Genomic DNA, 22,699 nt, shown 5'->3' with positions numbered 1-22,699 from the left:
ATTTTGTTTGCCGTTTCCTAACGGCGACTTTTCTAATATACCACGTTAGAAAAATTATGTCAACAACTTTCTTCAAATCTTTTTCGCTGTTTCCATTTAATCCGTTGCAGCTGTTTTGGCAACGAATATAAATGTATCATGTTTGAGTTTTAAATGCAAGGACATTTTTTTAAAAAATACCTAGAAACTTTTCCTTCCTATATATATTACCTAAGAAACAAATACAAAATAAAATACCCAGCTTACTATGAAAGTAAACTGGATATTCCTTTTATATTTATTTCGTACGCATTTGCGGGAATAACAAGACATCACGAATGGATGGTGCATTGGTCAGTAACATTACTAAACGGTCTATTCCTATTCCTAATCCTCCGGTAGGTGGTAAGCCATATTCTAATGCCTCAATAAAATCTTCATCCATTAAGTGGGCTTCATCGTTTCCTGCATCTCTTTCAGCAACTTGGTCTTCGAAACGTTTGCGTTGTTCCATTGGATCGTTCAATTCACTAAAGGCATTTGCATGTTCACGACCAACAATGAATAGCTCAAAGCGATCTGTGAAACGAGGATCCTCTTTATTTGTTTTTGCTAACGGTGACACTTCTACTGGGTGACCGTAGATAAATGTAGGTTGAATGAGTGTATCTTCTACTTTTTGCTCGAAGAATTCATTTAAAATGTGTCCGAATGTCATATTTTCTGTAATCTTTACATTATGTTCTTTCGCCAACTTACGCGCCTCGTCATCTGACAGTTGCTCACGGAAGTCAACCCCGGTTGCTTCTTTCACCGCATCCGCCATATGGAGTCTCTTCCATTCCGGCTTCAGTTCGATTGTGTAATCTCCATATGTGATTTCGGTAGAGCCGAGCACTTCAAGTGCAATATGAGCAATCATGCTTTCTGTAAGTCGCATAATATCTTCATAGTCTGCATATGCTTCATATAGTTCAATCATCGTAAATTCAGGGTTATGACGGGTAGATACTCCTTCATTACGGAAGACTCGCCCGATTTCATATACTTTCTCCATTCCACCAACGACGAGTCGTTTTAAATGTAACTCGATAGCAATTCGCATGTAAAGTTCAATGTCGAGTGCATTATGATGAGTGATAAATGGACGTGCCGCCGCTCCACCAGGGATACTATGCATCATTGGCGTTTCCACCTCAAGAAATCCTTGGCCATTTAGATATTGTCTCATCGCTTGAATGATTTTACTGCGTAGAATGAAAGTTTCGCGACTTTCAAGATTCGTGATTAAATCTAGGTAACGCTGACGATAACGTTGTTCCACATCTTTTAGCCCATGGTACTTCTCAGGTAGGGGACGTAAAGCTTTCGTCATTAATTGAAGTTCTTCCGCTTGAACAGAAAGTTCTCCGGTATTTGTTTTAAACATTTTACCGGATACCCCAATGATATCTCCAAGATCCAGTGTTTTAAACATTTCATAAACATCATCACCAACCTCGTCTTTACGTACGTAGATTTGGATTTGACCGCTCATATCTTGAATATGCGTGAAGCTCGCTTTCCCTTTGCCGCGTTTTGTCATAATCCGACCTGCGACGACTGCTGGTATAGCTTTTTCCTCTAGCTCTGCTTTAGAAAAAACATCATATTTTTCAATTAAATCCGCTGCTAAATCGGTTCTTTCAAACTTATCACCGAACGGATCAATGCCCCGGTCTTGTAAATCTTTCAACTTATCTCTCCGCACCTGCATTTGTTCTGTAAGTTCTTCTGACACCATCAATCACTCCTGTCTTTGATATATGTAAACAATCAATTATCCTAGAATTTTATTTAAGCGTACCATAACGAAGAAAAACCTACCAGTAAACACCGGCAGAGCCCTTCTTTGAACTAGATCTTCTTTACCGTCTCCAGCTCTTTCTGCGGAAGTTCCGCTAGCTGTTCCCGAACAGTATTACCTGTATCCGGCAAGATAACATCACCTGCAATTTCTGCAAGGGGAACGAGCACAAAGGCACGCTCGGACATGCGCGGATGCGGCAATGTTAAACGGTCTACTGTACTATTTTCTTGATTATAGAGCAAAATGTCAAGGTCTATTGTTCGGGGACCGAAACGGATATCCCGAGTCCGGCCTAGCTTTTCCTCTATTCCTTGTGTCGTATCCAATAACTCAATCGGTTCAAGCAAGGTTTGGATTTCTATTACCATATTTAAAAAATCAGCTTGGTCTAAATAACCGACCGGTTCGGTTTCATAAATCGAGGAACGCTGTTGAATAGCGATTGATTCATGTGCTTCTAGTAAGTTTAAAGCTTCACTCAAATAGAAATCCCGCGGCTCGATATTTGTTCCAAGTGCGATATATACTTTATTCATTATTTTTTCTCCCTATATATTTCTACGGCGACTGAGTGATATTGTCCATCAATCGGAGGATTCGGTTTAATAACCTGGACACGGCAGGCAGATAACAAATGAAAACTTTCGAGTAGACTCTTCGCAATCGTTTCAGCAACTGTTTCAATCAGATTCTTCGGTTCGCCCTCTACAATGCTTTGAACGATATTAAATACTTCTCCGTAATGAACGGAATCCTCCATCGCATCCGTTGTACCGGCCTGCTGCAAATCGAGAAAGAGTTCAAGATCAACCATAAAGCGCTGACCAAGTTTCCGCTCTTCAGGAAATAGACCATGATAACCGTAGAACTGTAATTGCTTCAAAATTATTTTATCCATGATAAGCTCCTTTTCCAAGCATAGCGTCTGTCATCATTGCAAGTTCTGCATTCATTTTGACGTTATGGACCCGCACCATTTGGACACCCTTTACAATTCCGAGGCAAGTTGTTGCCCCTGTGCCAGTATCTCGCTCTGCCGGTGGAACGTCAAGAATATGACCAATCATTCGTTTCCGCGATGTTGCGAGTAACAATGGATAAGAAAGTTCTTGGAATCGCTCTAGCTGCTGCATGACGAGTAAATCATCCTCTCTAGACTTGGCAAAACCAATTCCAGGATCAAGGATAATATTTTCTTTGGGGATACCAGCCGCTTTAGCAATGGCAATACTTTCTCTAAGGTCCTCTAGCATATCCTCAATTAGATTGGTGTAATTTTCATCAGTCCGGTTATGCATCAATATAATTGGTACCTGATGTTTCGCTGCAACTTTAGCAATATCAGGATTTTTCTTTGCTCCCCATATGTCGTTAATGATATCCGCTCCAGCTTCAATTGCCGCTTCAGCTGTATCTGCTTTAAACGTATCTACCGAAATTGGCACATCTACTTTCGCTTTAATTGCTTGAATGACTGGAACAATCCGGAAGATCTCTTCTTCACTCGTAACCGGTATGTGCCCAGGACGAGTCGATTCTCCACCGATATCGATAATATCTGCCCCTTCTTCAACCATTCGAACTGCTTGTGCAACAGCCTTTTCCACCGTAGTATAGCTGCCACCGTCCGAGAAGGAATCAGGGGTTACGTTCAAGATTCCCATAATATGGGTTCGCTCCTGTAAATGCAACTGTTTCGTTCTTGTTTTTAAAATCATACCTTCTCCTTCTCCTTCTCCTTCTCCTTCTCCTCATCATCACTTTATTCCTATATCCTATCATATTCCTAAAACACAGGCATCTGTTTATCACGTATTAACGGTCTGTTATACCCCCACTGGATGAAGTTTCACTTTATTAATTCCCCAAAAACAAAAGAATAGCACCCAACGTAGAGAATGCTAGCATATATAGTTATTCACAGTTCCCACCTCATAACCTTCTATACAAAAAAAGGATTAACAGATCCAATCTGTTAATCCTCGTCATCAAACTTCTTATTCTTCATCAAATTGATATAGTGCGGTGGATAAGTAACGTTCCCCATTGTCTGGTAAAATAGCCAAAACCTTCTTACCCTTACCTAACTTATCTGCAACTTTTAGCGCTGCTGCCACTGCTGCCCCGGAGGAAATTCCGCCGAGAATACCATTTGTAATTGCAAGTTTACGGGATACTTCAAACGCCTCGTCATTCTCAATTTGAATGACCCCATCGTATAGCTCTGTGTCGAGTACTTTCGGTACAAAACCTGCACCTATCCCTTGAATCTTATGCGGGGACGGAGATCCGCCGGATAGCACCGGTGAGTCCTTTGGTTCTACAGCGAATAATTGCACTCCTTCAAAGTGAGATTTCAGCACTCTACCTGCACCTGTAATCGTTCCACCGGTTCCAATACCGGAAATGAATGCGTCAAGACCATCTTTCATTTGACGGGTGATCTCTTTTCCTGTTGTTCTTTCATGGATTTCCGGGTTTGCCGGGTTATCGAACTGCTGTGGCATGAAATAGCCGTGCGCTTCCTTCAGTTCATTAGCTTTACCGATTGCGCCTTTCATTCCATCCGCGCCCGGTGTAAGAACGAGTTCAGCACCATATGCGCGCAATAGATTACGACGCTCCTGACTCATCGTGTCTGGCATGACAAGAATAGCTTTATACCCTCTTGCCGCTGCTACCATCGCAAGTCCAATTCCAGTGTTTCCGCTTGTCGGCTCGATAATTGTATCTCCGGGCTTTAAATCCCCCGACTCTTCTGCAGCTTCAACCATTGCTACAGCAATCCGGTCTTTTACCGAGCTTCCTGGGTTCATGAATTCAAGTTTTACATAAACATCTGCTGAATCTTCGCCTGTCAGATTGTTTAACTTCACGATTGGTGTTTCACCGATTAATTTGGTAATATCATTTGCCACACGCATGTGATCACTCCTAATCCCTAGCATTTTTGTATGAATTGTTAATTACAATGTATGTTTAATTTATCGATTTGTCAACCATTTTAACGTATTCACTCATTGAATTAGCTGATTCGTTCCATGTTGTGGGCGGACCATGTATTTAGTTACCGTAGAGCCAATCTATTTCATGTTTTTCCCAAAGTGGGGCGGCTTGAAGCGGAAGATTCCCTTCATGCAGGGCAAGTTCATTTTCTACGTAAGGTTTAATTTCCTCATAGCTGAACTTGATTTTCGGAAGAGATTGATGTAAATAGATAATACCGACCCCGTTACCTGTTGTAAAAGGGGTACTATAGGAGTGCTCTTCCATCTCATTTGCAATTTCTTCATAACCATCCGGGAAGAACTGGCTGTTCGTATTGATGAAACCAAGATAGCCCCCGCTATTTTTTGTTTCTTCATCTATGGAATATTCCCTTGCCAGCTGGTCAAAATTCGCTCCCTGTTCAAGCTCCCCATGGATTTTTTCCGCTGTTTCCATATCCGATACAAGAATATGGGATAGCTGCATGGCCGGACTGAAATCATATTGATTCTTATACACGTCATAATACTCTTCCACTTCACCTTCCGGAATGGAAATATCTTCTGTCAGTAAAAACTCAAGCTGGTAGCGATAAACAATCTCTTCCCGCCATTTCTCCTCCGCCTTTGCAAGTTCATCTTCTGCAAGCGGTCCTTGCATGGATGTCAGATAAGCAAGTTCTCTTTCAATGACCTTCTCACTGATTTCAATGTGCTTCTCATTGGCCAATTTGGAAACGAGGTGGCGATCAATTAATGATTGCAGCGTCTTTTCCCCATGGGTTTCGCGAAGAGCAGTCATCCATTCTGCATAAGTTATATCTTCTCCGTCAATCGTTGCAACAGGTTCATTGCTTCTAATGGCCGTTTCTTCACCGTCTTCACTCACAATTACATTCTCATTTTGACTCATGAACAGGAGAGTGGCTATGTTTGTAATAAGGAGGACCGTGATAATTCCCCATAATAATTTTCTTGACATACGATTCCCTTTCTCCCTCGTTTATTGTTTCAACTCTTCCAATTCTTCTGTTGTAAAATCATACTTTTCATTACAGAAGTGACAGGTTGCACTTGCTCCACCGTCTTCCTGGATCATGGCATCAATTTCCTCGTTGCCAAGACCGCTTATCGCATTTGCAATTCTTTCTCTTGAGCAGCGGCAGCGGAATTCAAGGGGCATCTTCTCATGAATTGTAAACTCTTCACCTTCGAACAGTTTTTCCAAGAGTTGTTCTGGTGAGTATCCTTCTTCAATCAACTTGGAAATTGGCGGGAACGCTTGAATCTGTTCCTCTAACCGTTCGATTACCTCTTCATCCGCACCAGGCATGACTTGCACAATGAATCCGCCAGCCGCAAGAATGGTATGATCCGGGTTTACTAACACACCTGCTCCGACCGCTGAAGGAACTTGTTCTGATGTCGCAAAATAATACGTGAAATCTTCACTAATTTCGCCTGAAACAATCGGAACCTCGCCTGTAAAATGGTCTCTCAATCCAAGATCTTTCACAACACTTAAATTACCTGACGTTCCTACAGCTCTAGCAACATCCAACTTACCTTTGTCATTTAATTCAAAGTCTACGTGCGGATTCGTAACATAGCCGCGCACATGACCAGATGCATTCGCATCTACTACAATCGCTCCAAGTGGTCCGCCGCCTTCAATTTTAATTGTATTGGAGTTGTCATCTTTTAGCATCGCTCCCATCATAGCAGCAATCGTCAGGGTTCGACCTAATGCAGCAGAGGCTGTTGCCCAAGTATCCTGTCTTCTCCTTGCCTCCTCCACTGTCGCAGTAGATGTTGCTGCATATGCACGGATTCTCCCGTTATAAGCAGTTGTCTTTATTAAATAATCCTTCATGTTCGTATCTCCTTTAACGAATATCTTTTAACCTGCGATAAATAATGTTCAATCCTTTTAGTGTCAGATGGCGATCTACCACATCAATTGTTCGTGAACCCTTCCCGATTAAACCAGATATCCCGCCGGTAGCAATTACCTGAACATCTTGATTAATATCCTCTTTCACTCTGTCAACTATACCATCTACCAAGGATACATAGCCGTTATATATTCCGGACTGCATCGCTTCAACTGTTGATGTTCCAATAACTTTCTCCGTCCCCTTGATTTCAATCTTCGGCAGTTTGGAAGCTTTACTATACAATGCTTCCATGGAAATATTAACTCCCGGAGAAATGATGCCACCGTGATAAGAGCTATTCTCATCGATGTAGCAAAAAGTGGTCGCCGTTCCAAAATCAATCACAATAACCGGCGCCCCGTAATTTTCTATCGCACTTACCGCGTTGACAATCCGGTCTGCCCCGACCTCCTTAGGATTAGGGTAACTCATGTTAATATATTTAGAAATATCCTGCTTCCCTACCACGACTGCATCAATTCCGAAATAATTCCGGCTCATTTTTTCCAGTGCATACATAATCGGTGGTACAACAGAAGAAATGATAACTCCATGGATATCAGAAAACGTGATTCCTTTATAGTCAAACAAGGAATGAATGAGTACGCCGAATTCATCCTCTGTTTTATGGCGATCTGTTTTAATCCGCCACTCATATAGTAGGTTGTCCCCTTCAAAAACCCCTAAAACGGTATTTGTATTCCCCACATCCAGAACAAATAACATAACAATCAAACCTTCCTATTTTTCTATGTTTAAATATAGCATAGGTAACAGTGAAAAAGAAAATCACAGGTACCCAATAGTAATGTTAAGCGCGCTTCAGCTTTTGAAACAAAAAAGCAGCCATATATATTAGCATGGCTGCTTTTTAATTTGTTATTTATCTTTATAATTATTGTCTTCTTCATCTACTGGAGATATTGGTTCTTCGCCCATGATCGGGTCATTGATATGTCGTTTATTCTTGGAGTCGCCTTTAGCTTCATCTGCATGTTCTTCATGCTTTTTCTCCTCGACTTCTTTTTTCACTTCTTCAAAAGATTTCCCGATCTTTTCTCCATCGTCTTCATCTTCTTTTGAATTGATAGAAACCTTCACATCATCTTCGTCCACGATATCTTCCAGTGGTTCTGGTAAAACACCTTTATGGAAAAGAGATTCAATCTGACGGCGGTCGAGTGTTTCGACATCAAGGAGTGTCTGAGCGATTAACTCCAACTGTCCGCGATGCTCAGTAAGGATCTTCTTCGCACGTTCATAACAGTAATTGATGAAGTTCTGCATTTCCTTATCAATTTCATAAGCGATTTTCTCACTGTATGTTTGGTTATTCTGCAAATCACGACCAAGGAACACATTGCCACCGTCCCCACTGGAGAATTGTAGTGGGCCAATTTCATCACTCATACCATACTCGGTAATCATCTTATGAGCGATGCTTGTTGCACGCTGGAAGTCATTATGTGCTCCCGTACTCACTTCGCCAAAGATGATTTCCTCGGCGACACGTCCACCAAGCAGTCCGGTTATCTTATCAAACAGTTCCGGTTTCGTCATGAAGTAACGGTCTTCTTTAGGAAGCATGACCGCATAACCGCCGGCCTGGCCTCGAGGTACAATCGTTACTTTGTGTACGACATCTGCATCGTCAAGTACCATCCCGATTACGGTGTGCCCACTTTCATGATAGGCAACAATATTTCTTTCTTTATCCGAAATAACGCGGCTCTTCTTCGCAACCCCGGCAATCACCCGGTCGGTTGCTTCATCGACATCCAGTGAAGATATCGCTTTTCGGTTATCCCTTGCAGCAACAAGCGCTGCTTCATTTAACAGGTTCTCAAGGTCCGCACCAGAGAAGCCTGGGGTACGCTGGGCAATTACTTTCAAATCGACTGTATTATCCAATGGTTTATTACGTGCGTGAACTTTAAGCACTGCTTCCCGTCCTTTAACATCCGGACGGTCCACCATGATTTGACGGTCGAAACGGCCTGGGCGCAGCAAAGCAGGGTCAAGAATGTCTGCACGGTTTGTAGCTGCGATAATAATGATACCTTCATTTGCGTTAAAGCCATCCATTTCAACAAGCAACTGGTTCAATGTCTGTTCACGTTCATCATGTCCACCACCGAGACCCGTACCACGTTGGCGTCCTACTGCATCAATCTCGTCAATAAAGATGATACATGGCGCATTTTTCTTCGCGTTTTCAAATAGATCACGTACACGGGATGCACCGACCCCGACAAACATTTCAACGAAGTCCGAACCACTAATAGAGAAGAATGGAGTTCCCGCTTCCCCTGCGACGGCACGGGCAAGTAATGTTTTACCTGTTCCTGGCGGTCCTACTAAAAGAACCCCTTTTGGAATTCGAGCACCGACTGCCGTGAATTTACGTGGATCTTTCAGGAATTCCACAACTTCAACTAATTCCTGTTTCTCTTCATCCGCTCCGGCTACGTCTTTGAAACGCACCTTTTCCTTTTCGCCGGAAACCATCTTAGCCTTACTTTTCCCGAAGTTCATCACACGGCCGCCACCGCCGCCACCTTGTGCTTGACTAAGAATGAATAAGAAAAATAGACCTATTAATAGGAAGGGAACTAAAGTCGTAAGGAATGTAACCCATGGACTTGGCCGTTCTTCTTCCTCTGCAGTTAATATACTTTGATCTCTTGCAATTGTTGTAATTTCAGCAATTACATCTGTGTTATCTGGTACTTGGGCAACAAAAGATTGGCCACCATCATTCAATGTACCGAAGAAACGGACGATTCCGTTTGCCGGCTGCAGTGTCAATTCTTTTATTTCACCATTATTTAAAGCACTTATAAATTGCTCCACATCATATTGTTCACTTTCTTCTCCTGGGCCATTTATGATGCCGAATACGCCGATTATGACGAAGAAAATCAGGACCCAAAAGAACACATTACGAAATATCTGACTCATTGCTTACCTCCTCCCATACCGGGAAAAACTATATTACATAGTACCATATGAAAAAGTCATTACACAACTAATTTAGCTTTATCATCCATTTTTATTTTTCAGGACTATTTTTCCTGATAAATCTCTTCTTTTAACACCCCGATATACGGAAGGTTTCGGTAACGTTGGTCATAATCTAAACCATAACCGACGACGAAAGCATCCGGTACTTCAAATCCAACCAAGTCTGCGGATATCGCAGCAGTGCGCCCTGATGGTTTATTCAGCAGGGTTACAATTTTAATAGAATTCGCTTTCCGGTACTTGAAGAGGTCGACTAAATAACTAAGCGTCAGTCCGCTGTCAATAATGTCCTCAATAATAAGCAGGTCGCGCCCTTCTACTTTTGTATCCAAGTCCTTTACAATTTTGACTTCCCCACTTGACTTCGTTCCGCTTCCATAGCTCGACACATCCATAAAATCGAGTTCCACATGGATATCCATGTGGCGAACGAGGTCCGACATAAAGGGTAGAGCACCTTTTAATACACCAATTGCAAGGGGAAACTTGCCATCGTATTCTGTAGAAAGCTGTGCTCCGATTTCTTTACATTTTGCCCGAATTTCTTCTTCTGTAATTAGAATATCCTTTATATCCTTATGCATACTGTCCTTTAGCATCCTTATCCTCCTACTAGTTGCCTTTATCCAATTGAATATATATAAACTGCTTAGCATTTACTTCTCTTCGTACACCTTTTTTTAATCCAATTAACCAAAGTATATGATCATCGTCATCCACGACGATAGGCCACGTTTCACGTTCATGAAGGGGAACTTTTGCATCGATAAAGATATCTTTCAGCTTCTTTGTTCCTTGGAGCCCTTTCCAGCTCATCCGGTCTCCATTTTTACGCGTTCTCACATGAAGAGGTAAGGTAACCTCTTTCGTGGGAATATAGAGCGAGAAGGGGTGGGCTCTATCACGTGTTGCTGTATATGTAGCTGTAAGTACCGATCCGTTTGGCAAGTATGTTTTGCCGGGAATGGTTAAGGTTAGGTTAAAGGACTGCTGCCCGGGATTATTCGCTTCGAAGTAAAGTGTCAGTCTGTCATATGCCCGATTCAGCTTCAAACCGTGCGGGAAATCTAGGGTTGCGTTTCCAGTGCGGCTTTTAATGAGGGTAAGAAATTGCTCCTCATGTTCATAAGAAAGTTGATTGGGTAATATTTCATACAGATAGTTCAATATTAGATGAAAGGCGCGTCTTTGTAAAGATTGGGAGTACTTTTTAAATAAATTAATTTCAACTGTTACCTGCCGCTTTCCCTTTTCAAAAATTACCGCACGTTGAAGTACTTTTTCCGCCTCTTTTTGCAGGAATTCTTCATCTTCCGCAAGCGTCATACTAAGATGCTGTGCTGTCACCTGGATATTTGTATTGCGTTCCTTTAGCAGCGGAACGACATGGTGGCGGTAATAGTTTCTTGTAAAATCACTTTCCAAATTCGTTGCATCGATCCGCGGCTTGATTTCGTTCTCTGCGCAGTAAGATTCTATCGCTTCTTTTGTAACAGCAAGGAGTGGCCGGATAAGCATTCCCCTCCCAATTGGACGTGTAATCGGAATTCCTTGGAAAGCTTGGGAAGATGCAGTCCGAACAAGTTTCATGATAAGCGTTTCCACCTGGTCATCCCCATGATGACCTAAAGCAAGATAGTCGGCTTCAAGATCTGCCATTTTCTCTTCAAAAAACTGATACCGAATTTTTCTTGCTGCGACTTCCGTACTAAGCCGCTCCTTATCCGCAAATGCCTGCACATCAAAGGAGGCACCATGAAACGGGATGCCCCAGCTTGCGCAAATATTCTTCACATAAATAAAGTCATCCTCCGCATCCTTCCCACGCAGCTGGTGATTAAGAGAAAGGGCATGTATATCCAACTCCCATTCCTTCCTCCACTTCACCAACAAATGCAATAGACCGATGGAATCCGGTCCGCCCGAGACTCCGACAAGTACCCGCGCGCCTTTATGTAAAAGCCGATGTTTTTTAATAAAGGATTGTACTTCTTTTTCCATTTCCTCGCTCCGTCCATAATCGATACTGTTCTTATCTTATCATAGTTACCGCTGCCTCTAAAAGCACAATGAGGTAAGGATGGAAAGGATACTAAATAGGAAAATCCACATGGCCTCCGATAAGCCGATTTTCCCTGTTTTACTTCTGCTCTGATTTTTCCGGGAAAAGATAATTTGTTTTAATTCTCGCTGCATTTCAGCACTTGTTGTATATTTGCCGGTAATTGCCTTCTTTAGCACAGGTGCGTAGGGTTGTAGTGCTTTCACTTTATCGATCTTTTTAAATAAAAGATTTGCTCTCTTCGTTTCTGGCCGCGCGAACCGCTGTGGGTAGAAGATTTCGAGGAAGATGATTGCAACCGAGAATAAATCATAGCTTGGTTCAGCTCGTCGGGAACCAAGACCCCAATATCCTCGGTCGTAAAACTCGGTATACTCTTTAATGGCCCGTCCGATTTGTGTCACCCCACCAACATCAATCCAGCGAATCTTCGGTGGCGCTTGGCTAATCAGGAGATTGTCAGTCTTCAAATCCCCAAACACCCAACCTGCTTTATGGAGCTTTTCCAAATCCTCTAAAAGTTGGACCATAAGCAGACCGAGCCAGCTTGCCCCATTTTTCCTGAAAAATTGCTGCATGCTCTCACCTTGCACATATTCCATAACATAGAATGTATATGTTTGCCTGTTCGGTGCAAGCCAATCGTCCACATCTAATAAAGCAGGCCCAAGAAGATTCCCTCGGACCTGCTTTAATGCTTTTAACACATTGACCTCCAAGGTCATCGATGTTTGTTTTTCACTTATTTTGAGAGCAGCTGTCTGTTTCCCGAATTGACAAAGGTAGACAGTACCAATTGCCCCTTCGCCGATCTTCCGTTTGATCAGGTAACTGTTTCCTTTAAATTTCCCTTGAATCTGAGTCCCTGAAGGTATACTAGTAACCTGTTTCTTCCAAGCCCGGTTCATCGCCATGACGAATACTCCTTAATAAACCCTTTTTACCAAACTGATAGATAGCCTCCCGAAGTGCGGGACCGGTCGGAGTGATTCCACCACTGGTTATCTTCGGGAATACCGATGAGATCGAATCAAGCTTCGGTGTCCAATCGAGCACCTTCTGGATATTTTTCCTTTTCCCTGGGAAGCTGTAGATGGTGAAGCGATTTTTTCCCGCCCGGGCATTGAGACTAATGGAGAGATCAATCAAAGCTTCCTTCACCATCTGGAGCTTATGATGCATGCTCGCGCTTGTATCTAGCAAAATCAATACCTCAAGATCAGTAGTTTCCCCCAACTCCTCGACTACTTCAATAATTTCACCGCGTTTTTCGGGTTCGAGGTCCTCAAGGCGCTGGTCTTTTCCAAGAATTTGTTTTAGCTCCTGATTAACAAAACCTTGCAATGTCTCGTTCATCGCTTGCTTCGTCACCATCTGGACAGTCTGGGATAATGCTTCACTATAAACGAGTTGACTTACTCCGCCCCCTGATAGAGCGATATCTTCTACTTCCTCAAGACCATGACTGTCTTCATTCTCATCATGATCAAGAATTCCAATAACGTTCACAGTAATCCCCTGCTCGAAAGCAAGGGCTGCTGTTGCCGCCGGATCCTCTCCGTAGTTCGAGCACCCATCCGTTAACAATAAAATTTGCCTTAATGTTCCTTTTTTCATTACGTTACCCTCCCGTTTCCTAGTTTTACTAGCATCACCAGAAAACAGATAGGATATACTTAGCCAAGTGCTTTATTTAGGCAAAGTGAAACTTCATTCAGTGGCGGGTTCATCCTCCACCGAATATTAGATGAACCAATCGAGCCGTTACAAGTATGTTCAACTCCCTCATAGAATTATAGAACCTTCTTGAAGTTGGAATTTATCAACCAGTTACACTGCGATAAATCGGAACTGACGCCCATTTCGGCTGGTTCTTTTTAATCTTCGCAACAAGAACGGTCATATCATCATCGATTTCTCCCGATTTTGTGCGAATCACCTCCTCTAGTAAAAGATCCGCGATTTCCTGTGGATCTTCCGTCTTCATTTCTTTTAGTGTCCGCTTCAACCAAAGATCTGTATTTTCCACATGTCTAGGACCATCGAACACCCCGTCACTAATCATAATTAACAGATCCCCAGAAATGAGCTGGTCACTTACAATATCAATATCAACATCGTGGAGAATCCCCATCGGTAAATTACCCGCTTCTATCTTTAATATTTCATCCCCCCGTTTCACAAAGCTTGGTGATGCACTAACCTTAAGGAACTTCACCATCGCATGGTTCAGATCAATAACAGCTAGATCCAACGTGGCAAACATTTCATCAGTTGTGCGCAGGGCAAGTATCGAATTGATCGATTTAATCGCCACTTTTTCCGGAATACCGATTTGTAAGATTTGCTGAAGCAGACGAAGCGTTTCCTCACTCTCCTCATGGGCTCTTCTACCATTTCCCATCCCGTCACTAATCGCCATGGCATACTTTCCTTCACCAAGTTCCATCGTTTTAAAGCTATCACCGGAAATGAAGCCACCACCTTTCGCCGCATTGGCTGCTCCTGTTTCCACAATATATTCTTTCGCTGACCCGAAAGACAAGTAGCTGTACCCATTTGGGAATGGTGAGATTTCTTCATCTTTTACAACGATCATTTCCCCCAAAATATCTGTCAGTACGGGAGCAATGAGTTTCTCCCCTTCCCCATGATAATCATAGAAGGAGACCATTATTTCAATATCGACACTCCCTTTATTCAGCTGATAGATATCCAATTTTTCCAATTCAATACCGAGTCCTTTTAATGCTTCGATAATTTGCAGTTCTTGTTTTTCATGATGTTCCCTTTCTTTTAAAATCTCATTGGCAAAGTCATCCATCACTTCAGAGACACCAAATAGTTGATCGGCCACAATTCGCTTGCTTTCCAAGACCTGTCTCCTGAGGTGATCGTTCGCCATATAGAACGTCATCTCCTCCTTCATGACTTCAAGCGTTTTCTTCGATTTGACACAATGATTCTCAAACTCCTTTCTGATTTTCAAGCTCGGTTCTTGATTTTTCGCATAGGCTTCCTTGACCCCCTCCATAAGCTGATACGTTTTATCGAAATCCTTCTCCCAGCAGCGTTCCTTCATGAAGCAACTCTGGCATGTCCTTTCCGTCACCTGACTAAGAAATTGATCGGTATCCCGTTTCTTTGCCAAGTGACTGGATGGATCACTTTCACCCACGGCGAAACTGCGGGCAAGTGCATCGAACACACCGGAAAACTGTTTCACCCGTTTTGCCGTCACATCACGCACCTTCTGGGAGTATTGCTGCTGTTCCTGTGCATGTTCTTCCGTTCCTGGTATGTAACGAGAGATACTTGAAAACCAGCTTGCCGGTGTAATAAAGAAGAGGAAAATAGCAATAAATGACTCGGTTAGCGAATGGGCTAAGGTAAAACTCTCTCCGTAGATGACGATAAGTAAAGTCCCGACCAATAAACCGGCTGCGACACCAAACTTCCTCCCTTCTTTTAATAAACCTCCTAATAGTCCCGAAAAAGCTAGTAAACTCATCTGAAATAGATTGGCCACATTGGCAAGGGATAAAATTAAACCGACAACGACACCGACAGTAGATCCAATCGCTGCCCCGCCGACATAAGCAAAGACTAAAACAAAGTAACGGGCAAATATTTGCTCTAATGCAGCTCCGTAGATAACCCAGCCAATTGTGCCGGTTAAAATCGAGGCAATTAAAATAATCATACAGACAATCTCTTCATTTCTTAGAGCCGGTTTATATCTTTTTGGTGATAATAAAGGAATGCTCTGCATAAAGATAAGTACAAGCACCGCACCAAGCACACCTTCCACAACAATGAGCAGCCATTCATAAGACGTTATGGGTCCCTGCAGCGAATATAAGAAAATACGCGGCAGCATCGTCGCAAACCCAACTGCAAAAGGAAGTATTAATTTCTCCCTGTTAAGTTGCATGAATATCGCGAGAAGGATTAGAAATACAAGAACAGAAAGCATAATGAACCCAGTGTGTTCAAATGAATAAGTCACCGCTCCTAAAGAAATGGCTAACAGCGCATGTAACGTTTTCTTACGTTGCATCAGCCATACACTTGCAAGAAATGCTAGAGCAAACGGAGAAACTGCTGATAAAATGACTGCCCTCCCCAGTAAAAAGCCTATCATCACTAACAACAGGCCTCGATCGATAAACAATACTTTCGCCTTTGTTTTCCATGGATGCTGTTTCTTCTTCTGGACCTTTTCTTTCCAACCGACATACCCCGCCGGTTCCACCGATTGCATCATTCACCATCACTCCATTCTTTTCTGTTTAGTAAACCATATTCAGAAAACTTTTGTTGTCAAAATTTCAGTGCTCGTCCTAAAAATCGTTCGACGGAAAGAGATAAAGAACCCAAGATTAAGGCACGAACGCCTGTCTGCTTCTAATCTAGTAAACTCGATGGCAGCAGCGAGAAGTCGGTAGAATGGAAGCGGCCAGAAATCTGCAGAAATGATGAATGTTTGACGAATAAGTGGGAAAGAAGGAGCTAGGCGTGTGAGATTCGGGCCGGTATTTGTGAACTTCGATATTTTAGTTGTTAACTTCAGCGAATACTTTTTGAACTTCAGCATCTTCATGATGAACTTCAGCAATACCACTGTGAACTTCAACATTCTTTAAAAAATCATTGACATAACCTTATTCTTGTTGTATTATAAATCTCGTTGACAATTTTGGCGGCGTAGCTCAGCTGGCGAGAGCGTACGGTTCATACCCGTAAGGTCGTGGGTTCAATCCCCTCCGCCGCTATATCCAAAAGTAAAAAAGACCGGTTAGGGACTGACGAATTGGACTGTGGTGCAGGAAGATAAAGGAAACACGGTGAGGCAACGAACCGATGTTGACTTATCGACCGGAAGCACAGGAAATTCGTGCAGTCCCTGGTCTTTTTTACTAGACGATTCAAAAGTAAAAAAGACCGTTTAGGGATTTCCACACAAATCCCTAAACGGTCTTTTTCAATCTCCCAAACAAAGAGCCAATAAAAACACAAAGCAGCAGACCCATCTTCTAGATGAATCTGCTGCTTCTCTATCACAGAGCATTGTAATTTCCTTCGGGCAGCAAACTTATTAACCGCGCTTAGCACCTCGACCTCCACGCTTGGATTCCGTATGCTTCTTAAGTGAGGCTAGACGATCTTCAGAATCCTTAAGGAAACGACTCATTTTCGATTCGAAACTTTCTTGACGCTCTTTTACATTCTTTTGGCGAACCGGACGTTCCTTTGCCTTCTTGATTGATAGGCCGATTTTACCATCCTTCTCGACATTGATTACTTTAACTTCAACAGTATCGCCAACACTTAAGTGATCGTTAATGTCCTTTACATAATTGTCAGCAACCTCACTAATGTGGACCAAGCCTGTTTTACCTTTCTCGAGCTCAACAAACGCTCCAAAATTTGTGATTCCTGTAACCTTACCTTGCAGCTTGCTGCCTACTTCGATTGACATAAAAAAAATGCTCCTCCTTAAAAGTTTGAGTGAAATTCTCTACATATAGTATATGTCTGTTCATGTAAAGTGTCAATATGACGGGTCTTCATTCGGAAGTTTAAAGATCAATTCTCCCTTTTTTGTAAAAAAGTAATTCGTTCTAGCGATATCCAAAACGTATTCTTCATCATTTAATAGTTCAATTTCCTCAAGCAGTTGTTCTTCTTCCTGCTGTAACCCCGCTAACTCGGATTGCAGCTGCTCGTATTCCTCCGTTTTTTCGGCATGTAGTGCCCGTTGGTTCCAATGATAGACTCCCATAAAACCAATAATCAACACGGTCACAAGGGAAGATAGAACAAGACGACGAATTAAGCGCTGCTTCTTGCGTTTCTGTCTTTCTATGTATGCATCATACTGTTGTACATAGCTCGAATCTAATCTCGTTACCCTTTCTCTTTCTGCGGACAATCATCCTACCTCCTTTTAAACGTGGCATACTTTAAGCCCTTTTTTAATATATCTCTTATTGTACTATAAATTGGATATAATTTGTGTAAAAATTTAATAAGATTTTCAGGAATGAGGGGTTTAAGTAGCTTTCCGATTAATAGGAACGGAAATAGGATAACTTTCAATAAAATTGCCAGTATCTTTACTATCATATTTAAAAGAAATAGGATGATGCTAGCACTTAGAAGAAATATCCATTTAATCGGTGTGACAATAAGAATGAAGAATACTTGTTTGAAAAACCTAAAAACCGCACGAAATACCGAAATTAATCGTTCCAGCCCCTGCCGGTAGACAGTTTTCAATAAGGCTTGATAAAATGAGAAACCTAACAGACAAGCTAAAAATATATAAAAGCGAATTTCCCCTGAATTGACAAGAAATAAAAGATAGAAAATAATAAGAGTCTGTAAAAGCCAAAAACCAATTTCAAAAGAATAGCTGATGATTGGTCGCTTTTTCCAATGAACAGAAATACGCCGGAACGTGTCCTGGGCAAGCCCTAAGTAAATTCCACTTAGCACCATAACAGCCATTGTCGTAAATTGCACGGAGAGCGTCATCGGAATAACTTGCTAAGGAATCCCTTAGCTTTCTCCCCGCTTGCTTCATCAATATAGGAAAACTCATAAATTTTTCCTTTTATCGTTACATTGCCAGCATTGACATCAAGGTTTTTCAACTGAAGGTTTTGTCCGCGGATGATGAGATAGCCTTGCACAGTTTCTAGTAGAAATTCTTCATTATCAAAGCTATCGACTTCCTTGACGCCACTTATTTCAAGCGTTTTGCGGTTCACGAGTCTTACCTGATGGTCTAAATCTGTCCGATTATTATTAGATGGATAATTCCCTAATTCATTCATAAAAAAACCTCCTTCTCATTGTAATTTATGAGAGGAGGGACAAGTATAGAACTTATATTTTTTCTTCTTTTATGACGGTATATAATGTTTCTGCTTCGCCCTTTCTTACCGTTTCCCTTGTATCGTTCACTTGGACAGTGACAAGCTTCTGTCCAAATTCGATCGTGAGGGTGTCACCAGGGGCAATCGTCGTCGATGCCTTCGCTTGATTCCCATTCACTGCAATCCTGCCTTGTTCAGCAACTTCTTTTGCAAGTGTCCGACGTTTAATCAACCGGGATACTTTTAAAAATTTATCCAAACGCATTGTTATTCACTCTCCTTTGCTTCTTCCAATCTTTTCCCTTTTTCCTTGGTTCTTTGTTCCACATACGTAAATCTTGAAGTAAACTTCTGGTTCGTGCGATTCAAGGCAACTTCCGCATTAATCTGATAAAACCGCGTCAGGTTAGCAATGACAAATAGAACATCACCAAACTCATCCTCAATATCTTCACGTTTTCCACTTCTAATCGCTTCTTCGACTTCCTTTATCTCTTCTTCAAGCTTGGCCCAAACGTCTTTTACCTCAGCCCAGTCGAAACCGACCTTCGCTGCCTTTTGCTGAATTTTCGCTGCTTTTGCAAGTGCTGGTAGATGCTTCGGAACTCCCTCCAGGACGGAATTCCTTTGTTTACCCTTTTCTTGTTCCTTCAGCGCATCCCAATTCGTAAGCACTTCATCAGCCGAATCAACTTGAACGTCACCGAAAACATGGGGATGACGATGAATCATCTTTTCAGTAGCCGACAGGATGACATCATCAATTGAAAAATATCCCGAATCTGCGCCAATTTGACTATGGAGGACGACGTGCATGAGAAGATCACCGAGTTCCTCCGTAATATTCTCATCATCTTCTTGATCAATCGCATCAATCAGCTCGTATACTTCCTCAATTGTATGAGCTCGCAAAGATTCATGTGTCTGCTTCTGATCCCACGGGCAACCTCCAGGCCCACGCAGTGCAGCGATTACTTCCACAAGACGGGTAAAGCGGTGGGATAGTTGTTCATGATTAATTGGCGGAACATAAACACTTGTCAGGTTATTAACCTCAATAGATCTGTCCAGATCTTCTAACCTGAGCTTCGTAAGCTTTTCTCCAGCCGTCCCAGCCGCTTCCACAATCGTCACTTCATACTCAGGAGGTAAGTCTTCAAGCAAGCTAAGCTTTACTTCTGACGCAATGAAGGAATCATATACTTGGCAAAAGACGAGATGCTGTTCATAATTCAACTGTCTACGCTCGAAGCTCGTCCCATCGACAAATTGAAATCCATCAATCGGATCAATTTCGAGCGAGGTAAATAGTGCATCCAGATAACTTTGTCCACCCAAAATTTCAACAGGGATCTCCTGTTGCTCCAATAGCAGTTGCACCGTTTGCTCGGCAAGCATCGGATGCCCAGGAACGGTATAAATAATAGAACCCTCTTTCGCCTTTTCCAATAAATAGGCACTGATTTTCTCATAAACACCGGAAAAATCTGCCGTCTCCTCATAAACCTTGTCAAAGGAATGAAAATGGACTCCTTCCTGCTTTAAATCAGCAATAACAGGATGGTCCAACGTCCGTGTGTAGACAACTTTTTCAGTATTTACTAGTTTCTTATATACTCCTAACGGAAGCTGATTTAAATCACCAGCTCCAAGGCCAATTACTTCAATTTTGTTCATGGACTCTTCCTCTCCTTATAAATACGCATCCAAACATGCGACCATGGCAACATATTTATTTCCTCGGAAATAAAAGTACGCCCGCGCAATAAAATGAAAAGATAAATACATGCTCCCGTCCCAGCTACAAAACCAACGTAAAGCAGGGAACCGAACCGCGAAGGCTCAGTCGGGACAAATAAATCGATAACAAAAATATATATAAGCATAGCAGAAACAGCAAGTACCAAGGTCGACCAATTGATTTGTCTCATTAACTTTAATGCCGGCAATTTTCGCTTCAACCCTATATAGACAAGTAAGGAAAAGCATGCTAAACCTAGAATCGTAGCAAGTGCTGCTCCAGTTATTCCGAAAATTGGCACAAGCATCCGATTCCCAAACCACTTTATAAAGATTGAAAAGATGATAAAAACAGCTGTCTGCTTTGTCCCGCCGAGTCCTTGTAAGATTGTCGCACAGGTTACTCCGATGGAACTGAGCAAGATCGCAATAACGAGAATCCGTAAATCATTTGTTCCTAGCGTATCCTGATACAATAACATATTTGCTTGAGGCATAATTGCAATTAGACCTGCAGTAGCGCCTACCGCTAAATAAAACCCAATCGCAATACTACTACGGATATGCTGATAAAATGCAGCTTTCTCGTCTTGTAATTTCTGTTGTGAAACAGATGGGATCATCGCTAGCGCAAACGACGAACCAAGTACAGTCCCTAACTGAATAAGCGGCTGGCCCCGATCGAGCACCCCTTTTGCCTCCATAGCCTTAGTCTGCGAGAGTCCATATTCCTGTAAACCGGAAACGAGCGTGAACGCATCAGCAAACTGAAACAGAAGAAGCACCATATGATTGAGCGAAGCAACAAGACCGAACAGGAGCAATGTCTGAATATAATAACGCCAGGGAATAGTTGCTTGCAGCGGTAGAACCGGTTGTTCCGACTTGCGAATAAACATAGTTAACAAAAGAATAGCTGCAAGACCGCCACCAATACTTGCAATTGCCGCCCCTTCCCCAACCCGGTAAAGGTCTGCTCCTGTGAAGCTAACGTAAATCGCAACGGCAATAATTAGTAATACGCGAAAGAGCTGCTCTCCCATTTGCGAATAAGCGGTTGGTTTCATATTCCCATTTCCCTGAAACACTCCGCGGAGCAAAGAAGTAAAAGGGATAAGCAATAAACTCAAAGCCACAAGCTGATAGGCCTGTGTTAAACTAGGATCTCCAATCCAACTTGCTAAACTACCAGCAGAAACAAATAGCAACACGGCTAGTGTTCCTACTACAAGGAGCAGAATAAGAAAGATCGGGAAATAAAAATTAGCAGTCGTCTGGGTGTGACCCTTTTCTTTTGACTCCGCTGTCAATTTCGATATTGCAGATGGGAAACCATATAACGCAAGAATCATCCCCATCCCAAGCAATGGATACACTTGCTGATAAATATAAAATCCGATATCACCTGTAAGATTCTGAAGCGGAATCCGGTATCCGGCACTCAGCACTTTACTGATCAACCCAGCAATTGTTAAAAGCAAAGCTCCCCGCAGCCAACCTTTACCATCACTACTCATTAAAAAACGTCCCTTACAATACATAATTTGAGTCCATTATACCACTTAAAACACAAAAATGAGCCATTCAAGGATACCCCTGAATGACTCATTCCATAATGTTACTCCATTTGCTTTCCTAAAAATACCGCCGCTGTTTCGGTTACTTTCGCTTCTACATCGGTCAGTTTATCACCCTCTGTCGAAAACAGGAATACACAGCCAATCGGGTCGCCATTAGCGATGATTGGACTCAGGCAATAAGAATCAAGTTCCAATTCCTTGCCTTCCAACAGCTCCATCGTTTCTTTATCGGTTTTAAGTAGTTGGGAGCGATTTTCTATTGCTTTCGTGACATCTGAACCAATCATTTTATTTAAATAGTCCTTTTTCGATTCACCGGCAACCGCAATGACGTCATCACGATCACAAATTAACACTGGTATTTTTAATGAATCAAATAGAGACTCTGCATATTCCTGCGCGAAATGTCCCAGTTCGCTAATAGGCGAATATTTCTTTAAAATAACTTCTCCATCCCGATCGACGAAAATTTCAAGCGGGTCTCCCTCTCGAATGCGTAATGTACGCCTTATTTCTTTAGGAATAACAACTCTGCCTAAATCATCGATCCGTCGTACAATTCCTGTCGCTTTCATACCATGCCTGCCTCACTTTCAACTAAAAATTACAATTCTTAAGAAGTTGTAAATATCACCAGTGTTGTTTTAGTATGAGGCA

22 protein-coding genes and 1 tRNA gene are annotated in these 22,699 nt (G+C 42.2%); 1 reads left to right on the top strand and 22 read right to left on the bottom strand.

Annotated features, from left to right (window positions below; translation table 11 throughout):
* Positions 1-277 precede the first annotated feature (277 nt).
* The 14 genes from lysS to spoIIE form a co-directional block, all read right to left on the bottom strand.
* Complete coding sequence (gene lysS / locus SPD53_RS13255) at positions 278-1,762, bottom strand: lysine--tRNA ligase (protein ID WP_156857398.1); 1,485 nt, start codon at positions 1,760-1,762, stop codon at positions 278-280.
* A gap of 113 nt (positions 1,763-1,875) precedes the next feature.
* Positions 1,876-2,364, bottom strand: coding sequence for a 2-amino-4-hydroxy-6-hydroxymethyldihydropteridine diphosphokinase (folK, locus tag SPD53_RS13250; RefSeq protein ID WP_156857399.1), 489 nt, complete (start codon positions 2,362-2,364; stop codon positions 1,876-1,878).
* Positions 2,364-2,726, bottom strand: coding sequence for a dihydroneopterin aldolase (gene folB / locus SPD53_RS13245; RefSeq protein ID WP_156857400.1), 363 nt, complete (start codon positions 2,724-2,726; stop codon positions 2,364-2,366). Before folB ends, folK begins: the two co-directional genes overlap by 1 nt.
* Positions 2,719-3,546 carry a dihydropteroate synthase gene (folP, locus tag SPD53_RS13240; protein WP_156857401.1) on the bottom strand — a complete coding sequence of 276 codons (828 nt, stop codon included), beginning with the start codon at positions 3,544-3,546 and terminating at the stop codon, positions 2,719-2,721. The genes folB and folP overlap by 8 nt, the downstream gene beginning before the upstream one ends.
* Before the next feature lie 279 nt (positions 3,547-3,825).
* Entirely contained in the window at positions 3,826-4,752 is a 927-nt protein-coding gene (gene cysK / locus SPD53_RS13235) for a cysteine synthase A (protein ID WP_156857402.1), read from the bottom strand.
* Positions 4,753-4,891: 139 nt separating this feature from the next.
* Positions 4,892-5,797, bottom strand: a complete 906-nt coding sequence (locus tag SPD53_RS13230; RefSeq protein ID WP_336252833.1) for a peptidylprolyl isomerase — start codon at positions 5,795-5,797, stop codon at positions 4,892-4,894.
* 21 nt (positions 5,798-5,818) lie between these two features.
* Entirely contained in the window at positions 5,819-6,688 is an 870-nt protein-coding gene (gene hslO, locus SPD53_RS13225; RefSeq protein WP_156857404.1) for an Hsp33 family molecular chaperone HslO, read from the bottom strand.
* 13 nt (positions 6,689-6,701) lie between these two features.
* Positions 6,702-7,478, bottom strand: a complete 777-nt coding sequence (locus SPD53_RS13220; RefSeq protein WP_156857405.1) for a type III pantothenate kinase — start codon at positions 7,476-7,478, stop codon at positions 6,702-6,704.
* A 153-nt stretch (positions 7,479-7,631) separates the two neighbouring features.
* The gene (gene ftsH, locus SPD53_RS13215) at positions 7,632-9,713 is read right to left on the bottom strand and encodes an ATP-dependent zinc metalloprotease FtsH (protein WP_156857406.1); all 2,082 of its coding nucleotides are present in this window, start codon (positions 9,711-9,713) and stop codon (positions 7,632-7,634) included.
* Between the two features lie 104 nt (positions 9,714-9,817).
* Entirely contained in the window at positions 9,818-10,360 is a 543-nt protein-coding gene (hpt, locus tag SPD53_RS13210; protein WP_156857445.1) for a hypoxanthine phosphoribosyltransferase, read from the bottom strand.
* A 28-nt stretch (positions 10,361-10,388) separates the two neighbouring features.
* Entirely contained in the window at positions 10,389-11,777 is a 1,389-nt protein-coding gene (gene tilS, locus SPD53_RS13205) for a tRNA lysidine(34) synthetase TilS (protein WP_156857407.1), read from the bottom strand.
* 57 nt (positions 11,778-11,834) lie between these two features.
* The gene (locus SPD53_RS13200) at positions 11,835-12,752 is read right to left on the bottom strand and encodes a protein kinase domain-containing protein (RefSeq protein WP_156857408.1); all 918 of its coding nucleotides are present in this window, start codon (positions 12,750-12,752) and stop codon (positions 11,835-11,837) included.
* Positions 12,715-13,455 carry a VWA domain-containing protein gene (locus SPD53_RS13195; RefSeq protein ID WP_188858596.1) on the bottom strand — a complete coding sequence of 247 codons (741 nt, stop codon included), beginning with the start codon at positions 13,453-13,455 and terminating at the stop codon, positions 12,715-12,717. Before SPD53_RS13195 ends, SPD53_RS13200 begins: the two co-directional genes overlap by 38 nt.
* A 205-nt stretch (positions 13,456-13,660) precedes the next feature.
* Complete coding sequence (gene spoIIE, locus SPD53_RS13190) at positions 13,661-16,105, bottom strand: stage II sporulation protein E (protein WP_156857410.1); 2,445 nt, start codon at positions 16,103-16,105, stop codon at positions 13,661-13,663.
* Positions 16,106-16,539: 434 nt separating this feature from the next.
* On the opposite strand from spoIIE, the gene SPD53_RS13185 reads away from it, so the two are divergent.
* Positions 16,540-16,613 (top strand) — tRNA-Met (locus SPD53_RS13185).
* 323 nt (positions 16,614-16,936) lie between these two features.
* On the opposite strand, the gene SPD53_RS13180 is transcribed toward SPD53_RS13185, so the two are convergent.
* From SPD53_RS13180 to spoVT, 8 genes are all read right to left on the bottom strand, one after another.
* On the bottom strand, positions 16,937-17,320 hold the full coding sequence (locus tag SPD53_RS13180; protein WP_156857411.1) for a S1 domain-containing RNA-binding protein: 384 nt from the start codon (positions 17,318-17,320) through the stop codon (positions 16,937-16,939).
* Positions 17,321-17,392: 72 nt separating this feature from the next.
* Positions 17,393-17,773 (bottom strand): septum formation initiator family protein, encoded by a 381-nt coding sequence (locus tag SPD53_RS13175; RefSeq protein ID WP_336252832.1) that lies wholly within the window; start codon positions 17,771-17,773, stop codon positions 17,393-17,395.
* A 5-nt stretch (positions 17,774-17,778) separates the two neighbouring features.
* Positions 17,779-18,378 (bottom strand): spore cortex biosynthesis protein YabQ, encoded by a 600-nt coding sequence (yabQ, locus tag SPD53_RS19870; protein WP_336253658.1) that lies wholly within the window; start codon positions 18,376-18,378, stop codon positions 17,779-17,781.
* A complete protein-coding gene (yabP, locus tag SPD53_RS13170) occupies positions 18,375-18,680 on the bottom strand; it encodes a sporulation protein YabP (RefSeq protein WP_156857414.1) in 306 nt (101 codons plus the stop codon). The genes yabQ and yabP overlap by 4 nt, the downstream gene beginning before the upstream one ends.
* A gap of 52 nt (positions 18,681-18,732) precedes the next feature.
* Positions 18,733-18,987, bottom strand: a complete 255-nt coding sequence (locus SPD53_RS13165) for an RNA-binding S4 domain-containing protein (protein WP_336252831.1) — start codon at positions 18,985-18,987, stop codon at positions 18,733-18,735.
* 2 nt (positions 18,988-18,989) lie between these two features.
* Entirely contained in the window at positions 18,990-20,399 is a 1,410-nt protein-coding gene (mazG, locus tag SPD53_RS13160; RefSeq protein WP_336252830.1) for a nucleoside triphosphate pyrophosphohydrolase, read from the bottom strand.
* Positions 20,396-21,979: a putative polysaccharide biosynthesis protein gene (locus SPD53_RS13155; protein ID WP_336252829.1), complete on the bottom strand. Its 1,584-nt coding sequence runs from the start codon at positions 21,977-21,979 to the stop codon at positions 20,396-20,398. Before SPD53_RS13155 ends, mazG begins: the two co-directional genes overlap by 4 nt.
* 101 nt (positions 21,980-22,080) lie before the next feature.
* Positions 22,081-22,617: a stage V sporulation protein T gene (gene spoVT, locus SPD53_RS13150; protein WP_336252828.1), complete on the bottom strand. Its 537-nt coding sequence runs from the start codon at positions 22,615-22,617 to the stop codon at positions 22,081-22,083.
* Positions 22,618-22,699 lie beyond the last annotated feature (82 nt).

The organism is Oceanobacillus sp. MO10714A (assembly GCF_037072045.1).
Lineage (GTDB): Bacteria > Bacillota > Bacilli > Bacillales > Amphibacillaceae > Oceanobacillus > Oceanobacillus indicireducens.
This window is presented reverse-complemented; position numbering and strand designations above follow the sequence as displayed.